The following is a 17,430-nucleotide window of genomic DNA, read 5'->3' on the forward strand; positions in this document are numbered from 1 at the left end:
CAGGGCTGACCGCGACAGACTTAGGCCGGAAAACAGAAGTTGAAAGGGAGGAGATGCTGGAGATTTTTAGATATGTAGAGCGTAAAGACATTTCGTTGAGTTTGAGCCTTGTTCTAAAAGGGAGTTTTTTCAGCTTTCCTTGCTGACGCCGCCGTATTGTGGTATACTTATTGCGTATATTAAAGTTCAAACTGGAGGGAATGAAATGAAGCGATCCAAATTTCTGCCCGTTTTTGCGGTGGTGTTGTGCGTACCCGGCGTTGTGGCGCGCGCGCTCCATTTTTTGAACGGTTTTGATAGCAGGAACGGCCTGCCGGTGACCGGCAACGCATGGGTCTGGTACTGCGCTGTTTTTTTCCTGCTGTGCGCGGCCGCTTATGCGGCCATGGCGGCGCCGCTTCGTGCGGAGCGGAAAACGCCGTTTGAGCAGCTGCTGGGTACGCAGGGCGTGGGTTTCCGGATGATGGCGGTCATCTCCGGCCTGCTGCTGGTTTTGGGCGGCGTGGGATACCTTTATCTCACGATGACTACGGTGGAGGAGGACGCGGCCGGATGGGCGCAGGCATTGGAGCTTGCCTACGCGGGCATAACCGTGCTCGCCGGCCTCTGCAGCATTGGCCTGGCGAAAGCGCAGGGCGTGGAAATGACATCCCATTCCGCATTGCTGACGCTGGTTCCCCTGTTGTGGAGCTGCCTACATTTGCTCGTCAATTACCGCATGACCTGCGTGGACCCCAAGCTCCCGTCGTTCGGCTTTGGACTGGTAGGCGATATCCTGCTGGTTCTGGCGTTTTACCATTTGGCGCGGCTGCTGTACGGAAAACCGCGTCCGGCCATGCTGGCGTTCTTTGGCGCGATTGCGGTCACGATGGCGGTATCGGATGCGGCGGGCTATGGCCTGTCTTGGCTAATGGGGGTGCATGGCGTGGCATGGCCCGCAAAAATGGTACTGCGCGGCGGCCTGTCTGTGGCAGCGGCGCTGCTGCTGCTGGCGGAACTTTCTGTATTGACCGCTGGACATCAGGAAATGGAAAAGGAGGTAGCCTGAATGCTGTTTGTATGTTATCCGAAATGCACCACCTGCCAGAAAGCGCAGAAGTGGCTGGAGGAAAAGGGGGTGGAATATCAGTTCCGTGATATCAAGCAGGAAAAGCCGACCGAGCAGGAACTACGCCAGTGGCACGCGATGAGCGGGTTACCGCTCAAGCGCTTTTTCAATACAAGCGGTCTGCAGTATAAGGCGTTGGGTCTGAAAGACAAGCTGCCGTCCATGAGCGAGGACGAGCAGTTCGCCCTGCTGGCGACCGATGGCATGCTGGTCAAGCGGCCGCTGTTGGTCGGGGCAGATTTTGCCCTGCCCGGCTTCAAGCCCGCAGAATGGCAGGAACGGCTGGAAGGCTGACGGATTTTTGGCAGAAGCGTGGGAAAGCTGCGCTTCTGCCGAGAAAAGCATTGACATTTACCGATGGATGTAGTATAATCAATCATGCTTATCGGGCAAAGCTACGGAGCGGTATCGAAGTGGTCATAACGAGGCGGTCTTGAAAACCGTTTGTCCGAAAGGGCGCGTGGGTTCGAATCCCACCCGCTCCGCCAAATACCTGATGGCGGAAGCTACAAACTTGACATGGAGACGTACCCAAGCTGGTGAAGGGGCTCCCCTGCTAAGGGAGTAGGTCGGGAAACCGGCGCGAGAGTTCAAATCTCTCCGTCTCCGCCAAAATTTCGCACTTTTCTGAGGAGGAAAAGTGCGATTTTTCTTTTGTGTGGGAATATTAGAACTTTTTCGGTGTTTTCAAGAATCTATACTGCAATCTTGACTGCAATGGGGTCTGCAAAGCCAGACGCAGTGCGGGTTTGCGGCTATTTTGCCACCGGCAAACTGGCGATCAGTTCCTCCATTCTGGCGGCGCTGCTCTGCTGCATTTGGTTGCTGACATGGGCATAGGTCTTGAGCGTGAATGCCGGTGCGAAATGGCCCAAGTTGGTCTGCACGGTTTTGATGTCGTCGCCATTTTCAATCGAGATTGTAGCGAATGAATGACGAAGCGAATGGAAGGTATAGTTTTCCATACCGCAGGATTGCAATGCCTTTTTCAGATGCTTATATACCGTCTGATGGTTGAGCGGACGGCCGAAGCCATTGGTGAACACCAGATCAAAGGCATTAGCCCACAGCTCACCAGCGAGCAGCCTTTGCGCCTGCTGCTTGCGGTGCTGCTTCCGCAAAATGCGGATGGCGCTTGCGGCAGCACAATGCACCGCTGTTTGTTTTCTTTTGGCGGGGTGAGATAGTAGTCGAATGCACCGCGCTCGTGCTTCTGCTGCAACTGCTGTCGAATGACAATGCTGTTTTTCCCCCACAGGATATCATCCCAGCGCAGGCCGAGGATTTCAGACTGTTGCATGCCGGAAAAGATATCGAGGAAAAAGATGTTGTAAAACTCGTCGTCCTCGACTGCTTTCAGGAAACGGGACAGTTCCGAGGAAGTGATTGCCTTTGCCCGGCTTTGCGTAACGCGAGGCAGGGTGCATTTGTCGGCGACGTTGCGGATAATGATCTCGTCACGCTGGGCGGCGGCTAACAGAGCGTGAAGCGTCCCGAATACGGTATGCACGGTTTTGGGCGCTAAGCCTTTGCCGTTCACGCCAAGCGACGCGGCGAACCGCTGCACTTCCCGATGCGTCAGGTCTGTCAGCTTCTTTTTACCCAGCGCGGGAAGAATATGAATCCGCAAGTTCTTTTCATACGTCCGCTGGGTAAACGGCGCGAGCGTGGAAACATGGCTCTGCATATATTCTTCCGCATATTCGGCAACCGTGAGCTTGTTCGGCTCCTGAAACGTGCCGTTGTCGATGCTTGAAGTCGCCGCGCGCAGCCTTTCCGCGACCTCCTGTTGTGTCTGTGTCCTGCCGTAGATCGTATGGCGGAGCAGTTTGCCGGTTTCAGGATCGGGCATAGAGGTATATTGCGCAATCCACCGTCCGTCGGGACGCTTATAAATTGTTCCGCTACCAGTTTCTCGTTTTTTCTTTTTGCGTGCCATTATAACTGTAGTCTCCTTTTCGACACATGCTGTTTCGGTTGATGTTATAGGAACAAAAGGTATTTAAGTCTATAACATGAAATATTCCTTGTTCTGCATAAAAGCAGGGCTGCCCATGTTCGGGCAGCTCAGTTTGCAGTGTGCCTATTTATTGTTTATTCGATCAGCAGCCACTGTCTGGGAGCAGGTAGGGTAGCCATGGGTTGTTTTGTCCTGCACGTCCAGCCGTTCGATCAGCTTGTCCCGCTTTACCAGTAGGCGTTTGCCGATGCGGAAGGACGGGAAATCCGCGCGGTGCATCAGGTTGTAAGCCGCGCTGCGGCTGATACCGAGCAGGATCGCAAGCTCGAGTGCGCTGTATGTACTCTTATCCATTTTAGAAAACCTCCTTTGTGTCGTCGAACCAGTAGGATTGAAATACTGTGCCGTCACCCGTGAGGAAACGGACGTGGGCGTCGCGCAGAATCCGGTCGCTCGCGTCCGTGCTGTACAGAATCTTCTACCGCAAATACAATGCAGTCCATCGGGAGCGTCTCACGGCGGTGATACTCATAGGTATTTGTACACCCTGCCTTCCCGAGCAGATCCTTGCGCTGTTCCAGCTTTTCAGATACACTGTCAAGATAGGCTATCAAAGCGTCGCGGTCGAGGATTAGCTTGCAGTTTGGGTGTTTGCGCCAGCTGCGGCCAAATCAACTTGAGGAGAACGGATTTGCCCGAACCGGTCCCGCCGCCCAGCAGCACATGCGGGATCAGGTTGAGGTCGAGCGAGACTGTCCCCAGCAGGCTTTTACCGAGCACCAGCCGGCAGGCAGGGAAACCGCTTTGCAGATATTCGTCTTTCCATCGCAGCATCTTGGGCAGGCCGCTTTTGTCAGGAACAGTAAACGGCCGGATGCGGCGCTAACCGTCGCACTCCTGAATATATGCGACATGGACATTCAGCGCGGTTTCGATATCCGCGCTTTTCTGTTCCCATACGGATTTGGGGACGCCGCAGGCGAGAAATTCGAGAACCGTGATGTTGCTGTGTGCATCATCTGTTTCATCCTGACGGACAGCAACCAGCAGCGGTACTTCACCGGCGTGGTTGACCAGCCCAATGCAGGTTGTTCTGGATACTTTTCGCCTTGGAGGGCGTCCCAGCCCATATGATGAGTACTGCCAGCCCGCCAAACACAAGGATCGGGAAGCAGAGGCTGAACGCGATCCGGCTGATCGCATCGAACATATCCGGCCCGCTGTACGCAATGTCCCAAGGGCGGACGATGCTGAAGGTCAGTGCGGCCAGCAGATAGAGCACAAGCAGTTTGAGCCGGTGCTGGTCTGTCCAGATCTCCCTGAGGCCGTATCGGAACATCAGGAGCATGTAGTTCCGATACGTTTCTTTTTCCAGCAGACTGCGTTTATTGCTGTTCATCTTCAAAAATTCACCTCCATTCGGGTAATAGGCGGCTTTTCCTCCCGATACTCGGTAAAGCTCTGAATACGGCGCAGGAATGCTTTCCATGTGTCAGGGTGACAGAGCTGCACCGTCTCATATTGCCGGTTCAGCGGCAGGTTGGACGTGATGTACACCTTGGTAAAGCACGCGACCTTGTCGCTGTACCGCGCGGGTAGTATGGGAGGATAAACATCCAGCAAATTGAGCATTACCTCGATTGGGCTGCGAGGTGGATTCCTCAAACGCGATCACATCCTGCCCGTGATAATCGTCGAAAGAGACGCCTTTGCCGTTTTGGTAGTTGGTTACGCGGTAAATGTCGTGTGCGCCGTGCCTTTGGTAGATGCCGCGGGTCTTACCCGTACCCGTCGCGCCGTAGATGTACTGTACTTCTACCGCCCGGTTTTGTTCGGCGTATTTCTCGGAAAGAAACGTCTGCCGCAGCGTATCAATGTCATTCACCCGGAATGCCAGCCTGGGGTTCTCGCGGATGATCTGCGTGGTCGCCTTACCGGCTGCAATGCCTTCGAGCAGGGCGGACATTTCCGGGGCTTTTTCGATTTGCGGTTCAGGCACATGACCGTATTCTTCAAAGCTGCCCGCTACCGCAGTTTCTGCCTTATTTCTGATAAGGGCATGGATGCAACTTCCGTTTAATTCCACTATTCCGCGCGTAAATAGGAAAATAAAATTTGTCGGGTTTGCATAGAAAAGGCCACGCACAATGTCATGTGCGTGGCCCTTTCTATGCTTGAGCCGCGTTACGCGTGATAGCAGCCGAAAAGCTATTGTTAATCCCGCGGTTTATGCAAGGCTCATAAGAATAAAACCGCTCCTTGTTGAGCAGGTCTGCTATACGGTTATGGCTTCGACTCCCTGCATTTTGCGCGGAACTCAGAAACAGTCATTCCTTCATGTTCTTTAAAAAGCTGGTACAGGGTTTTTGCTGAGGAAAAACCAACCAGTTCGGCAATGCGTTCTACCGGATAATTGGTGTCGAGCAGATAATTTTTTGCATAGTTGAGACGGTAAATATTCAGCGTACGCTTAAAACTTTGTCCAAAATACTCCTCAAAAACACGGTTGATATGGCGCGGCGAAACATAAAAGACATTCGCGATATCCTGCACGGTAATATTTTTATTGTAATTGGCGTGCATGTATTTTGTCATTTCAACTGCCATGTTGATATTGGACATATTAACCGCTGCCGGTTCCTCCTTGCCGGTGGAGACCATGTTGCGGAATATCTTTATCAGATATTCCTGATACAGCGCGTTGATCATTTGCCCTTTGCCGGGCAGGTCCCTACTGATTTCCTCATCAAGCCGCGCGAGCACTTTGTCTGATTTATACCGGTCCTTGCAGATGAAATATGTGTTTTCATCAAAATACTTGAGTGCTGCGGAAAGGAAATCCATCTCGGATTGCGTGCTTTTGCTGCGGCTTTTCAACGAATTGACCGTTGGGGGCGTGAACACAAACACCACATACTGCTTGAGCAGCAGCGGTTCGTATTGTGTGTAATGGTATATTCCGGGCGGGATGACGGCAAACGAGCCGCCGACCAGAGTATGGGGGTGTCCATCGATCATCAAATGCTGCATACCGCTCAGACAGTAATAAATTTCATAGCATTCATGGACATGCCGGAATTCCACACAGGTCTGGTCGAGCATGTCCGCATAGTTGACCACAAAGTCCAACGTGCCCATCGACATCCGAACCAGATTGGGATTATAAAACGGATAACGCTTCTGCTGATATTTCATATGCTGTCTCTTTCCTCAGATCCGCGGAGTACATACTTTTTATTATCTATCTTATCATATTTTCCCCTGTGAAAAAACAGGATTTATGCAAAGTAATGTTTCAAAAAAGACTGATATTTCTGAAATGATGTCCCTTTTTGACACAATGTTAAAACAATAACAGAAAATACGGTATTTTATGTGACTTATACACAATAGCAGCGAGACGCATCTGTCATATTCTATAAAATGCACATATCTAACAGACGAGTTTGTTGGTGGATATGTCTCTTTTCGGAATTGCCAATCCGGCCATTCTCTCGGTACAATATAGCCACAATCACACAGGGCAGAAGGAAGGAGGGCAGGGAGATACGGCGGTCTAAAAAAAGAAAAAGAGGAGGTAAACGTCTGCTATGAACAACAATCCCAAGGATCCTGCAAGCTGGGCAAAAACGTCCTCCCAGTTTGGCTATTACAAGTTGCCGAAAAAAGAAGTATGGGGTTATTCCTCGATTGATTTTGCGATGAATCTGGTGTTCCAGTGTATTGCGCTATACATCAGCTATTTTTACACTGATATCTTTGGGCTGCAGCCCGGCCATGTCGCCATTATTTTTGCGGTATCACGTATCTGGGACGCAATTAACGACCCGATGATGGGCACGATCTGCGAACGCCTCCAGCCGAAGAAGGGCAAGTACTGGGTATACATCCGTTGGGGCGCAGTTCCGTTCGGCCTGGCTGCTGTCCTGACGTATACTACCCCGAATCTGAGCTATGGCCTGAAGATCGTCTGGGCGCTGGTCACCTATAACCTGCTGAATATGCTGTACACCTTTATCATCCAGCCGTACATTTCCGCGGCGTCCCTGATGACAAACGACCAGAGCGAGCGCACCCGCCTGCAATCGACCCGCATGACGCTCGCGCAGGTCGGCGGCGTTGTATGCGCAATCATGCTGCCCGAGTTGTCCGGTTTCTTCTCGAAGTATATGACGCTGGCGCAGGGCTACATGGTTACCACGATCATCATGGCCATTATCATGGTCGTCATCCTGCTGTGGGGCTCGAGCCAGATCGTGGAACGCATCCCGCCCCAGCCGGTTGACCCGAACAACAAGGCCAACATCAAGGATGTCTTTTACCTTCTGTTCCGTGTTGGTCCGGTATTCGTCACCTTTATCCTGTTCCTGGGCGTTTACACCATGAGCCAAGTGCAGTCCACAATGGGCGCGTACTACATCAATTATTACGCAAACCGCGGCGATATGCTTTCCTGGTTTTCCATGATCATGATGCTATTTTCAGTTATTGGCGTGCCGTGCGTACCGTTCCTGGTCAAGCGCCTGCATAAAAAGGGCACGGTTATGTTCGGCCTTGCGATTGCGGGCATCGGCTGCCTGATGCTGTACCTGATGCCGACCACCGCCATCACCGGCATGATGGTCTCCCGTGCGATCACCGGCTATGGCTACGGCATCCTGATGGGCATTTGCTGGTCGGTCATCACCGACCCGGTGGAATACGCCGACTGGAAAACCGGTAAGCGCTATACCGCGATTGTCATGACGCTGGTCGGCTTGGGCATCAAATTCTCCATGATCATCGGCGGCTCGTTGCCGACTGCGGTATTGGAAGCGACCGGCTATGTCGCAAACCAGGCGCAGAACGAAGCAACTCTGAGCGCAATCCGCATGATGACCACGCTCCTGCCGCTGGCAGCGGTTGTGGTAGCTATGCTGGTCTACGGCCTGTTCTATCACCTGAACGAAGAGAAAATCAGCCAGATCCAAAAGGAAATTGCCGGGCGCAACGAAACGCGCGAAGCGCAGAAGGCAGTAAAATAAACCGTATTGGAACACAGAGAGGAGATATTAAGCTATGAAAGTTGTATGCGCAACCCGAGTGGGCAACATGAAGGACCCGAACCCGGAAACCCGCGGCACAGTCGGCATCGTCGATATGCCCATCAAGGAGCTGAAGGACGACGAAGTGCTGATCAAGGTAGCCTATTGCGGCATTTGCGGCAGCGACCCGCATGTGGTGGACGGCTGCTTCAACAAACCCGAGGACGCACCGTTCGGCATCGGCCATGAGATGTCTGGCGTGATCGAAAAGCTGGGCAAGAATGCCACGGCGAAGGGTCTCAAGGTCGGCGACCGGGTTGGCGGTAACTTCCTCGGCTACTGCGGCAAGTGCTACCAGTGCTCGATCGGCCACCCGGAATACTGTACGGATGTCGGCAACGAGCCGTGCATGGCCGAATACGTTGTCTGGAACGAATCCCAGGTCTGCAAGCTGCCCGACGGCGTCAGCCTGCGGGAAGGCAGCCTAATGGAGCCGCTCTCCATCGCTGTGCGCGCCATGGACAAGGCGGGCATGCAGGTCGGCAAGCGCGTGCTGATCTCGGGCGGCGGCCCGATCGGCCAGCTGTGCGCACAGCTGGCGGCCAAATTCGGCGCGGCCGAGCTGACCCTGTCCGAGCCGGTTGAAAGCCGCTGCGAGCTGGCAAAAAAGATCGGCGTGGAGCATATCATCAACCCGATCACCGAAGATGTGTACGAGCGGGCCATGGAGATCACGAACGGCCTGGGCTACGACGTCATTATCGAGTGCTCGGCGGTGCCGAGCGCGGCGGAAACGGTGCTGAAATGTACGTCGAAATATGCAAACCTGCTGTATGTCGCCCAGTTCCCGACCGATTACGAACTGCCGCTCAACCTGTTTGAATACTCCTACATGCGCCAGGTCAACGTCACCGGCATGTACTGCGCGCACTTCAACTTCGAGCGCACCGCAGAATACCTCAAGTATGTCGACCTGTCCGCGTTTACATCAGACGAGCAGGTGTATGACATTGACGACGTGGAAGCGGCATTCGCCATGCATCTGACCAGTAAATACCCCAAGATCCTCATTCGCTGCAACAAATTTGAAGGCGAATAAGCCAAACGGAAAGGATGAGACAAAATGAGTGTTAAACTGCAAACCATCACGGAGCTGGAGGACAAGTGTGTAGACATCCGCTCCAATCTGCTCAACTTCATTTACCGCATCGGTATGGGACATCTGGGCGGCGAGCTGTCCATCGTGGAAATGACAGTCGCGCTGTACTACAAGTACCTGAACTACGACGTGATGGACCCGCACAAGGAGGGCCGCGACCGCTTCATCCTGTCCAAGGGCCATTGCTCGGAAACCCTGTATACGATCTTCTCCGATCAGGGCGCCTATACGCAGGACTACATGGTAGAGCACTTTGAAAGCTTGGATACCTACAAGTTCGGCATGCACTCCAACCGCAAGAAGTGCCCGCAGATCGAGGTTTCCGCTGGCTCGCTCGGCCATGGCCTGCCGATCGCGGTCGGCTATGCGCTCGGAGCGCGCTACCGCAAGGAAAACTACCGCGTTATCGTCATGATCGGCGACGGCGAGTTCGACGAAGGCACCAACTGGGAAGCGCTGATGTCGGGCGGCCATTACAAGCTCAACAACCTGGTGTGTATCCTGGATAAAAACCAGCTCCAGATGACCGGCAACACCCGCCAGATCATGAATATCGACCCGGTTGCCGACAAGGTGCGCGCGTTCGGCTGGAATGTCATTGAAATAGAGGACGGCAACGACATGGCGCAGGTGTGCGCAGCGCTCGACCAGCTGCCCCCGCTCGATTATTCCAAGGAAGCCAAGCCGACCTTTATTATCTCCAATACGATAAAGGGCAAGGGCGTTTCCTTCATGGAAGGCAACCACAAATGGCACGGCGGCGGTATTGGCGAGGAAGACCTCAAGATTGCGCTCGCAGACGTTGCAAAAATGAGAAAGGCGTGATGATTTATGGCAGCGAAAACAACGTACGATTTTGATATGATGCTCTCCAACGCCCGTGAAGCCTACGGCGAGGAGCTTTACAAGATGGCCTGCGAGGGTAAGGATTTCGTTTTCACCTATTCGGACAATGTCGCACCGTCCTCCTCGGCGGGCAAGCTGCTGAAGGAATTCCCCGAGCGCTGCTTTAACTTCGGTATCGCCGAGCCCGATCAGGTGGGCGCGTCCGCCGGCCTTGCGCTCTCCGGCTGCACCGTGTTCTCCCAGGTGTTTGGTCCGTTCCTGCCGCTGCGCGCAGCCGACCAGATCCACACGGACATCGCCTACAACGACGTCAACGTCCGTTTGATCGGCACGCACTCGGGCGTGACCGCGGGCGGCGGCCCGACCCATAACGACATCGCGGACCTTGCGCTCTACCGCGCTATCCCGAACCTGACGGTCGTTGTGCCGGCGGACGCCAACCAGTGCTGCAAGTTCATCCGCCAGTCGATGGATTTTGTCGGCCCGATGATCATTCGCATCGACCGTGCAGGCTCGCCCAACGTCTACGCCGAGGATTATGAACTGACCATCGGCAAGGCGATCGAAACCATGGAGGGCACGGACGCTTATATCATCTCCTGCGGTTCCAACCTGTATGAATGCCTGATGGCGGCCAAAACGATGAAGGAAAAGCATGGCGCGAGCATCGGCATCCTGGATATGCACACCATCAAGCCGCTCGATACGGATGCGATCCTGCGCGTTGCGCAGAAGACCGGCAATATCGTCACCGTAGAGGACCACTCCATCAACGGCGGCTTGGGCGGCGCGGTAGCGGAAGTGCTGTGCGAATCGAGCTACAAGGGCAACTTCAAGCGCGTCGGCATGCCGGATGAGTTCGCTGTGCTCGGCTCGGTGGATGCGATTTACCACTACTACCATATGGATCGCGACGGTACAGTCGAGGCACTCGAACGCATGCTGCACCTTGCAAAATAAACCGAACCATGCACGCTGCGGGGCGCGCGATGCTGTGCGCGTCCCGCCTCCCTCATATCGTGCGGCCTGCCGCAGAAAGGAAAGTTAATATGTCGAACCCATTGGATAAGTTCAATATGGATTGGTTCCGCTTGGACGGGAAGATCGCTATGGTCACCGGTGCAAACCAGGGCCTTGGGATGGCGTATGCGGTTGCATTCGCCAAGGCCGGCGCCGACCTGTTTATCCCGCACTTCACCGAGGATGTTTCCGAAATCAAGGCGCTGATTGAAAAGGAAGGCCGGCAGGTGCATTTCCTGCGCGGTGACCTGACCGACAAGGCATACCGCAAGGATTGCGTAGACGAATGCATGAAGCAGTACGGACGCATCGATATTCTGGTCAACAACGCGGGCGCGAGCGCTTTCCACGATTTCGACGATTACCCGGATAAATACTGGGAAATGTGCATCAACCTGGACTTCAATGCGGTCTATTACCTGTCCAAAGAGGTGGCGCACATCATGAAGGCGAAGGGCGGCGGCAAGATCATCAACATCGGTTCCGCGCTCAGCTATACCTCGGACGCTAAGTGCCCGCCCTATACCGCGGCTAAGCACGGTGTCATCGGCATTACCCGCAACTTTGCCAACGAGTTGGGGCGGTTCAACATCCAGACCAATGCGATCTGCCCCGGCTTCCTCGCTACCGAGGTCAACGCAGAGCTGCGTAAAGACCCTGCGTTTTACAATAAGATCACAAACCGCATTGCAGCCGGGCGCTGGGGCGAGCTGGACGACCTGATGGGTACCATGGTGTTCCTGGCCTCCCGTGCATCGGATTACTTGAACGGTGTGGACATCAATGTGGACGGCGGTTTCTTCACCGTGCTTTAACAGGATACAATAAAAATGCTTTGGGAAATCGGTTTTACGGAGCGATGCCGTAAAACCGGTTTTCCGCTATCCGCGCTGCTGGGCGGCGCGGCAAACCGGATTTTGGAAAGGATTGATCTCGGCTATGCAGAATAAATATTACCCCCATTTGGCAAGCCCGCTGACCATCAAGGGGCTGACGTTCAAAAACCGGATCCTGGGCGCGCCGATGTCCAATCCGGAGATGGATCCGGACAGCCATATGCGCAAAGAGGACGTGGCGTTCCATGAAAACCGGGCGCGGGGCGGCCTGGCCAGCGTGGCCATCGGCCTGGGCATTGTGGACGCAGTGGGCCGCACGCACACCAAGGAGGTCGCGCTGTACGACGTAGGCTCGCTCCCTTCGCTCAAGGAGGCGGCCAAGGCTATGCACCGCCATGGCTGCAACGCGGTCATGGAGCTGGCGCACGGCGGCAAGTACGCTAACGCCCGAGGGCATGGGCAGGCAGCCGAGCGGTATGCGCTCGGCCCGAACGATGAAGTCAACCCAGACGGCCTGCCGGTGCGCAGTATGACCGAGGACGAGATCGTCCACACCGCCGAGGCTTTCGGCCGCGCGGCCGCGCTGGTCAAGCAGGCGGGCTTTGACATGGTGCTGATCCACGGCGGCCACGGCTGGCTGCTGGGGCAGTTTATGTCGCCGTCCATGAACCACCGCACCGACCGCTGGGGCGGCAGTCTGGAGAACCGCATGCGTTTCCCCCTGCTCGTGATCGAGAAAGTGCGCGAGGCGGTGGGCGACCAGTTCCCGATCGAATTCCGCATGAGCGGCGCTGAGTTGACCGAGGGCGGATACGGGCTGGACGAGGGCATTGCGATGGCCAAGGCCATCGACGGCAAGGTGGACATCATCCATGTTTCCGCCGGCGTACACGAGGACCCTGACGTGTTCGTACTGACCCATCCCTCAATGTTTGTCGAGCACGGCTGCAACGTCTACCTGGCTGAGGAGATCAAAAAGCATGTCAAAACGCCGGTAGCGACACTGGGCGGGCTGAACGATCCGGATATGATGGAGGAGATCATCGCTTCCGGCAAGGCGGACATCATCGAGATCGCCCGCCAGTCGATCTGCGACCCCTATTTTCCGGAAAAGGCGTTCTCCGGCCGCAAGGACGATATCACCCGCTGCTGCCGCTGCTTCACCTGCTTCTACAATTATCTGACCAACCGCACGTTCTGCTGTGCGTTCAACCCCATCGTCGGCCGCGAGATGGAGAGCTTTTACGGCGCGCCAGCGACAACGCCCAAAAAGGTCGTGGTCGTCGGCGGAGGCCCAGGCGGGATGTACGCCGCCATCACGGCTGCCCAGCGCGGCCACACGGTCACGCTGTATGAGAAAAACAGCCGTCTGGGCGGGCAATTGCTCTCCGAGCAGTACATCCCGTTCAAGCAGGACATGTACCGCTTCGTGCAGGTGCTCGAGGGCCGGCTGCGCGAAGCAGGCGTGGATGTGCGCCTGAACACCGCTCTGACCGCGGAACAGGCCGAGGCGCTGCAGGCCGACGTCATCCTCGCCGCCGTGGGCGCGAAGCCCATCGTGCCGCCCATCCCGGGCATCGACAGTACGAAGGTCGTTACCCTGGACGCGCTGCACCAGAAGGACCCTGCCATCGGTCAAAAGGTGGTCATCCTGGGCGGCGGTCTGGTGGGCAGCGAGTGCGCGATCTATCTGGACGGTCTGGGCAAGGACGTGACCATTGTGGAGATGAAGGACGACTGGGCTGCGGACTCCTACTTCATGCACAAGAACGCTATGAAGATCTATATGCGGAACAGCGGCATCCGCATCCATGTAAACACCACCGCAAAGGCCGTAACCGACGCCGGCCTGCTGTGCGACAGCCCGAACGGCGAAAGGCTGCTGGAAGCGGACACCATTCTGCTCGCCGCGGGCATGAAGGCTGACCGCGTGTGCGCGGAAAGCTTCTACAACGCCGCGCCGCGTGTGTTCGAGATCGGCGACTGCATCAGGGCCGGCCGCGTCGTGGACGCGGTCACGGACGGCTACTACCGCGCGCTCGATATTTGAACCGCCGCGCCTATCCCCGCATCCTTGGTCCGCGCCCCGCGGGCCTTTGGAAATTCCATTTTTATCCTGATACGAGGAGGACCACTCCATGAAAATCAAAGCTGCCGTTACCCACGCGCCCGGCGCGCCGTTCCAGATCGAGGAAGTCGAGCTGGCCGCCCCGCAGAAGCATGAAATCCTGGTGAAGATCACCGCCTGCGGCGTATGCCACACCGACGACGCAGCCCGCCAGCAGGTCATTCCGGTCCCACTGCCCGCAGTGCTCGGCCATGAAGGCTGCGGCGTCGTCGAGGCGGTCGGCCCCGAGGTCACGGAATTCCAGCCTGGGGACAAGGTGGGCATATCGTTCGGCTACTGCGGCCGCTGCCACAACTGCATGACCGCCCACCAGCACGCGTGCGAGAACTTCAACGCCATCAACTTCGGCGGCGTGCAGCCGGATGGCACGTCGCGCCTGTCTGCGCTGGATGGTACGCCGCTGGCTACGTTTTTCGGCCAGTCCTCGTTTGCGACTCATGTGGTCGTCAACGAAGCCAGCGCGGTCAAGGTGCAGTACGACGATATCGACCTTGCGCTCGTCGGGCCGATGGGATGCGGCATCCAGACCGGTGCAGGCGCTGTGCTCAACCGCCTGCGGCCGGAGTTCGGCTCGTCCATAGCGGTGTTTGGCTGCGGTACGGTCGGCATGAGTGCGATTATGGCTGCCAAGATCGCGGGCTGTGAAACGATTATTGCGGTAGGTGGCAACCCGAAGAGCCTGGAGCTGGCAAAAGAGCTGGGCGCGACCCACACCATCAACCGCAAGGAAGTCGACGACATCGTGGGTACAATCAAAAATGAAATCACAGATGGCGGTGTCAATTATGCCATCGACACGTCGGGCGTACCCGATTTTGTCAAGAAAGCCCTGGCGTCCTGCCGCTTCATGGGTACGGCGGTCGTGCTCGGCGCAACCGGCGACGTGACGTTCAACATCCAGGCCGAGCTGATGGGCGACGCCAAGAGCCTGATCGGCATTGTCGAGGGCGATGCCATTCCCAAGCTGTTCATCCCCAAACTGCTCGACTACTACAAAAAGGGCATGTTCCCGTTTGATAAACTGATCAAGTTCTATCCGTTCGAGCAGATCAACGAAGCGTTTGAGGAGTCCGGCTCCGGCAAGTGCATCAAGGCGGTATTGAAGATGCTGTAGGAAATCCTGTTGGGCGTTAGAATCACGGCACGCATAGATGGGGCGCGCTTGTTGATAATAGAAATATGTATAGAAAATGGAGGGATGCTTTATGAAGCATCCCTCCATTTATTGCCGCATTCTTACTTCTTCTTACCTGTCTGGTCGTTGTCGGGTATGTATCCCTTGGGTCCCAACAATATCCTGTCAAGCGATGTATGCGTTCCCTTGAACAGTTCTGTCAGGAGCTTATTTGCATCCTCGATCGGGATACCCTGGTGGTTCTCGATCAAGTAGCGGTAAGCAAGGTGGACAAGATTTCGTTTGCTGAGTGCCATACCCTCTCAGTCCCAACAGATACTCAGATACCGTTATACTGAATCCTATGCCGATAAAGAGCATAACAAGCAATTGCAAGGTTACATTTTTTGCAAAGTTCTTTTTCACTGTAACCTTTCGCTTCGAGCAGATAGCAAAAGACTTCGCGAAAGCTCCATGTAGTCAGTTGGATCTCCGCGCTATATTGCTGCAACTCTTTACAAAGCTGCGATATATCACGGCCGTCCAATTACGCGACGCCAATCAGTTAAGTTTCAATGTTCCGATGCCGGAGGTGTGATAAAACTGCGGTTTTGCTATGGCTTCAGCTTTGGGACAGAGAAAAGCTGCCATACACATCACCTCCGCTCAGAATCATGGCCGTTGGTATTTCCGTGATGCCTCCAGCACAGGAACGCGGTCTTTTCTTCCGGCAGTGAGCAGACGCGCACTGTCATCTCTTACCTTTACACTGCTATAATTCTTACTTGTTGCAAGCCATTTCTGTTTAACAACTTCTTGGTGCGGTATTTATAACCTTACAGCGCCTGTAAAAGTACACCTTTTCGGCACTTTCGGTTTATGGGAAGAAAGGTGTGCTTTCGGCCAAATTACCGCTGGACCTGGAAGCAAAACCGCGGGGCCGAAAAGCCGCCAAAAGTTCGGAAAACGCTGAATTCCGCTTGCGTGGTCATGGCATGGTCTGCCGGTCTACCCATGCAAGGACTTTGTCTTTGGGCGCCAATTTACGTTTGCCGATGTGGAGCGTGGGGAAGTCTGCGCCATTCATCAACTGGTACGCGCTCGCGCGCGAGATGCCAAGCAGTGCGGCAAGCTGCTCGGCGTTCGGCACGTCAGAATAGTCCTCATATGCCATCCGTTTCATATTCATCCCCTCTTTTTGCAGAGGGAACAGGCAGGAGAGGAAAACATGGGGAATGGAACGAACTCCTGTTCCGTTTCCAGCATGTGTGGATAATCCTTTTCTCTATCTGCTGGTTATGCAGCTTGCGCCGCTGCTTGTCAAAAGCTTCTACAATATTGCTCCTTCGATTGCCACTGATTTCCGCGATGAGCTGGACAAGATCAGGACAGATGTGCAACGCTTCTGTTCGATTGCCTGAGCCCGGAAACGGAGGATATTTACCGCCGGTACTGGGAGATCTGGAAACGTACACCGATGCGCTTACCCTCTGTTCGCACGAATATGAAAAAGCAAGACCTGCCGGGATGCTGGTGCCGCGTGTGTCTACCAGAAAAAGCTGCTCGGAAACCCGATCCCCCGCGCCTAAAACCGTGCTTACAAGACGCACAACGCCTGCATCCGCTACGGCACGATGACGCGGGAAAATTCAATGCATGGACGGCAGAGGCGAAAAAGCATCGGGATGCGTGCCGGAATGGGGAAATCTCTCTGGATGCTTTTGAAGCGTGGCTGAAAAAGTGAAGCAGTACCGATGCTGTGGCTGCAGTTGCGTAGATGAGAAATATCCGCATGTGCTTTTCAATTATTTATTGCACTAAAATCATATATCAGATGGTGTGATGGCATATCTGAGAATTGGGATATGCCAGACCATGTTCTTTCCCATTTTAGCGAGATGGAAATGACACGGTGGGTTATAGACTTCATATAAGGAGGATACAGAAGATAACAGCCGAAATGAATACAGCGGAAAACGATGTGGATGAATTTTGGTGACGTAGAAGTATCTATGCCTCAGGATTGTAAGAGCGAGTTTGTGCTGTGACGATAGCGTAATACAATGCCAATAGGAGTTCAACCGCCCGCTGCGGATATGAATGTCGGAACATAGTGTCGCATTGTATGACCATATCAGGAATAACACCACGATGTATAGGGCAGGGACAAAGCGCTTTACCTGTTTGTAAAATGCGTTGGCTCTGCCCCTATCATCTCCGCAGCACAGCAATCTG

At 54.8% G+C, this 17,430-nt stretch carries 18 protein-coding genes, 2 tRNA genes and 1 pseudogene; 12 read left to right on the top strand and 9 right to left on the bottom strand.

Annotated elements, in window-relative coordinates:
• The first annotated feature begins 205 nt into the window (after positions 1-205).
• The 4 genes from RX717_RS01860 (at position 206) to RX717_RS01875 (ending at position 1,720) form a co-directional block, all read left to right on the top strand.
• On the top strand, positions 206-1,048 hold the full coding sequence (locus tag RX717_RS01860) for a hypothetical protein (RefSeq protein WP_107631105.1): 843 nt from the start codon (positions 206-208) through the stop codon (positions 1,046-1,048).
• Entirely contained in the window at positions 1,049-1,402 is a 354-nt protein-coding gene (locus tag RX717_RS01865; RefSeq protein WP_054328331.1) for an arsenate reductase family protein, read from the top strand. It begins immediately after the preceding gene.
• Between the two features lie 105 nt (positions 1,403-1,507).
• Positions 1,508-1,596: transfer RNA gene (locus RX717_RS01870), tRNA-Ser, on the top strand.
• A gap of 33 nt (positions 1,597-1,629) precedes the next feature.
• A tRNA-Ser gene (locus RX717_RS01875) sits at positions 1,630-1,720 on the top strand.
• A 143-nt stretch (positions 1,721-1,863) separates the two neighbouring features.
• Here the strand turns inward: RX717_RS01875 and RX717_RS01880 are convergent.
• The 7 genes and pseudogenes from RX717_RS01880 to RX717_RS01910 all read right to left on the bottom strand — a co-directional run bounded on the left by RX717_RS01880 (position 1,864) and on the right by RX717_RS01910 (position 6,263).
• Positions 1,864-2,364, bottom strand: coding sequence for a tyrosine-type recombinase/integrase (locus RX717_RS01880; protein ID WP_107632146.1), 501 nt, complete (start codon positions 2,362-2,364; stop codon positions 1,864-1,866).
• A 239-nt stretch (positions 2,365-2,603) separates the two neighbouring features.
• Positions 2,604-3,047, bottom strand: a pseudogene (locus tag RX717_RS15875) (N-terminal phage integrase SAM-like domain-containing protein); the annotation flags it as partial.
• A gap of 144 nt (positions 3,048-3,191) precedes the next feature.
• Positions 3,192-3,422 (bottom strand): helix-turn-helix domain-containing protein, encoded by a 231-nt coding sequence (locus RX717_RS01890; protein WP_107631103.1) that lies wholly within the window; start codon positions 3,420-3,422, stop codon positions 3,192-3,194.
• A 243-nt stretch (positions 3,423-3,665) separates the two neighbouring features.
• Complete coding sequence (locus RX717_RS01895; RefSeq protein ID WP_159068090.1) at positions 3,666-3,902, bottom strand: hypothetical protein; 237 nt, start codon at positions 3,900-3,902, stop codon at positions 3,666-3,668.
• Between the two features lie 223 nt (positions 3,903-4,125).
• On the bottom strand, positions 4,126-4,473 hold the full coding sequence (locus RX717_RS01900; protein WP_107631102.1) for a hypothetical protein: 348 nt from the start codon (positions 4,471-4,473) through the stop codon (positions 4,126-4,128).
• 111 nt (positions 4,474-4,584) lie between these two features.
• Positions 4,585-5,067: a hypothetical protein gene (locus tag RX717_RS01905; protein WP_316960528.1), complete on the bottom strand. Its 483-nt coding sequence runs from the start codon at positions 5,065-5,067 to the stop codon at positions 4,585-4,587.
• Positions 5,068-5,351: 284 nt separating this feature from the next.
• Positions 5,352-6,263, bottom strand: coding sequence for a helix-turn-helix domain-containing protein (locus tag RX717_RS01910; RefSeq protein ID WP_054328325.1), 912 nt, complete (start codon positions 6,261-6,263; stop codon positions 5,352-5,354).
• A 395-nt stretch (positions 6,264-6,658) separates the two neighbouring features.
• Between RX717_RS01910 and RX717_RS01915 the strand changes: the two genes are divergently transcribed.
• The 7 genes from RX717_RS01915 (at position 6,659) to RX717_RS01945 (ending at position 15,195) form a co-directional block, all read left to right on the top strand.
• Positions 6,659-8,092, top strand: coding sequence for an MFS transporter (locus tag RX717_RS01915; protein WP_107631099.1), 1,434 nt, complete (start codon positions 6,659-6,661; stop codon positions 8,090-8,092).
• A 34-nt stretch (positions 8,093-8,126) separates the two neighbouring features.
• Positions 8,127-9,191: a zinc-dependent alcohol dehydrogenase gene (locus RX717_RS01920; protein WP_054328323.1), complete on the top strand. Its 1,065-nt coding sequence runs from the start codon at positions 8,127-8,129 to the stop codon at positions 9,189-9,191.
• A gap of 24 nt (positions 9,192-9,215) precedes the next feature.
• Positions 9,216-10,076 carry a transketolase gene (locus RX717_RS01925; RefSeq protein WP_054328322.1) on the top strand — a complete coding sequence of 287 codons (861 nt, stop codon included), beginning with the start codon at positions 9,216-9,218 and terminating at the stop codon, positions 10,074-10,076.
• 6 nt (positions 10,077-10,082) lie between these two features.
• The gene (locus RX717_RS01930; RefSeq protein ID WP_054328321.1) at positions 10,083-11,057 is read left to right on the top strand and encodes a transketolase family protein; all 975 of its coding nucleotides are present in this window, start codon (positions 10,083-10,085) and stop codon (positions 11,055-11,057) included.
• Between the two features lie 89 nt (positions 11,058-11,146).
• A complete protein-coding gene (locus tag RX717_RS01935; RefSeq protein ID WP_107631098.1) occupies positions 11,147-11,932 on the top strand; it encodes an SDR family oxidoreductase in 786 nt (261 codons plus the stop codon).
• A 124-nt stretch (positions 11,933-12,056) separates the two neighbouring features.
• Positions 12,057-14,003: an oxidoreductase gene (locus RX717_RS01940; RefSeq protein ID WP_107631097.1), complete on the top strand. Its 1,947-nt coding sequence runs from the start codon at positions 12,057-12,059 to the stop codon at positions 14,001-14,003.
• Positions 14,004-14,091: 88 nt separating this feature from the next.
• The gene (locus tag RX717_RS01945; protein ID WP_107631096.1) at positions 14,092-15,195 is read left to right on the top strand and encodes an NAD(P)-dependent alcohol dehydrogenase; all 1,104 of its coding nucleotides are present in this window, start codon (positions 14,092-14,094) and stop codon (positions 15,193-15,195) included.
• A 122-nt stretch (positions 15,196-15,317) separates the two neighbouring features.
• Here RX717_RS01945 and RX717_RS01950 read toward each other — a convergent pair whose 3' ends face one another.
• Positions 15,318-15,512 (bottom strand): hypothetical protein, encoded by a 195-nt coding sequence (locus RX717_RS01950; RefSeq protein ID WP_054328173.1) that lies wholly within the window; start codon positions 15,510-15,512, stop codon positions 15,318-15,320.
• A 671-nt stretch (positions 15,513-16,183) separates the two neighbouring features.
• Positions 16,184-16,378 carry a helix-turn-helix transcriptional regulator gene (locus RX717_RS01955; RefSeq protein WP_316960529.1) on the bottom strand — a complete coding sequence of 65 codons (195 nt, stop codon included), beginning with the start codon at positions 16,376-16,378 and terminating at the stop codon, positions 16,184-16,186.
• A gap of 52 nt (positions 16,379-16,430) precedes the next feature.
• On the opposite strand from RX717_RS01955, the gene RX717_RS01960 reads away from it, so the two are divergent.
• Positions 16,431-16,616: a hypothetical protein gene (locus tag RX717_RS01960; RefSeq protein WP_316960530.1), complete on the top strand. Its 186-nt coding sequence runs from the start codon at positions 16,431-16,433 to the stop codon at positions 16,614-16,616.
• Positions 16,617-17,430 lie beyond the last annotated feature (814 nt).

It is taken from the genome of Intestinibacillus sp. NTUH-41-i26, from assembly GCF_032769475.1.
Classification (GTDB): domain Bacteria; phylum Bacillota; class Clostridia; order Oscillospirales; family Butyricicoccaceae; genus Agathobaculum; species Agathobaculum ammoniilyticum.

Coding starts and splice junctions, on each gene's coding strand:
- RX717_RS01920 (WP_054328323.1), top strand. CDS start 8,127: ATGAAAGTTGTATGCGCAACCCGAGTGGGCAACATGAAGGACCCGAAC.
- RX717_RS01930 (WP_054328321.1), top strand. CDS start 10,083: ATGGCAGCGAAAACAACGTACGATTTTGATATGATGCTCTCCAACGCC.
- RX717_RS01865 (WP_054328331.1), top strand. CDS start 1,049: ATGCTGTTTGTATGTTATCCGAAATGCACCACCTGCCAGAAAGCGCAG.
- RX717_RS01955 (WP_316960529.1), bottom strand. CDS start 16,378: ATGAAACGGATGGCATATGAGGACTATTCTGACGTGCCGAACGCCGAG.
- RX717_RS01910 (WP_054328325.1), bottom strand. CDS start 6,263: ATGAAATATCAGCAGAAGCGTTATCCGTTTTATAATCCCAATCTGGTT.
- RX717_RS01925 (WP_054328322.1), top strand. CDS start 9,216: ATGAGTGTTAAACTGCAAACCATCACGGAGCTGGAGGACAAGTGTGTA.
- RX717_RS01935 (WP_107631098.1), top strand. CDS start 11,147: ATGTCGAACCCATTGGATAAGTTCAATATGGATTGGTTCCGCTTGGAC.
- RX717_RS01940 (WP_107631097.1), top strand. CDS start 12,057: ATGCAGAATAAATATTACCCCCATTTGGCAAGCCCGCTGACCATCAAG.
- RX717_RS01890 (WP_107631103.1), bottom strand. CDS start 3,422: ATGGATAAGAGTACATACAGCGCACTCGAGCTTGCGATCCTGCTCGGT.
- RX717_RS01915 (WP_107631099.1), top strand. CDS start 6,659: ATGAACAACAATCCCAAGGATCCTGCAAGCTGGGCAAAAACGTCCTCC.
- RX717_RS01860 (WP_107631105.1), top strand. CDS start 206: ATGAAGCGATCCAAATTTCTGCCCGTTTTTGCGGTGGTGTTGTGCGTA.
- RX717_RS01945 (WP_107631096.1), top strand. CDS start 14,092: ATGAAAATCAAAGCTGCCGTTACCCACGCGCCCGGCGCGCCGTTCCAG.
- RX717_RS01960 (WP_316960530.1), top strand. CDS start 16,431: ATGGAACGAACTCCTGTTCCGTTTCCAGCATGTGTGGATAATCCTTTT.
- RX717_RS01950 (WP_054328173.1), bottom strand. CDS start 15,512: ATGGCACTCAGCAAACGAAATCTTGTCCACCTTGCTTACCGCTACTTG.
- RX717_RS01895 (WP_159068090.1), bottom strand. CDS start 3,902: ATGCTGCGATGGAAAGACGAATATCTGCAAAGCGGTTTCCCTGCCTGC.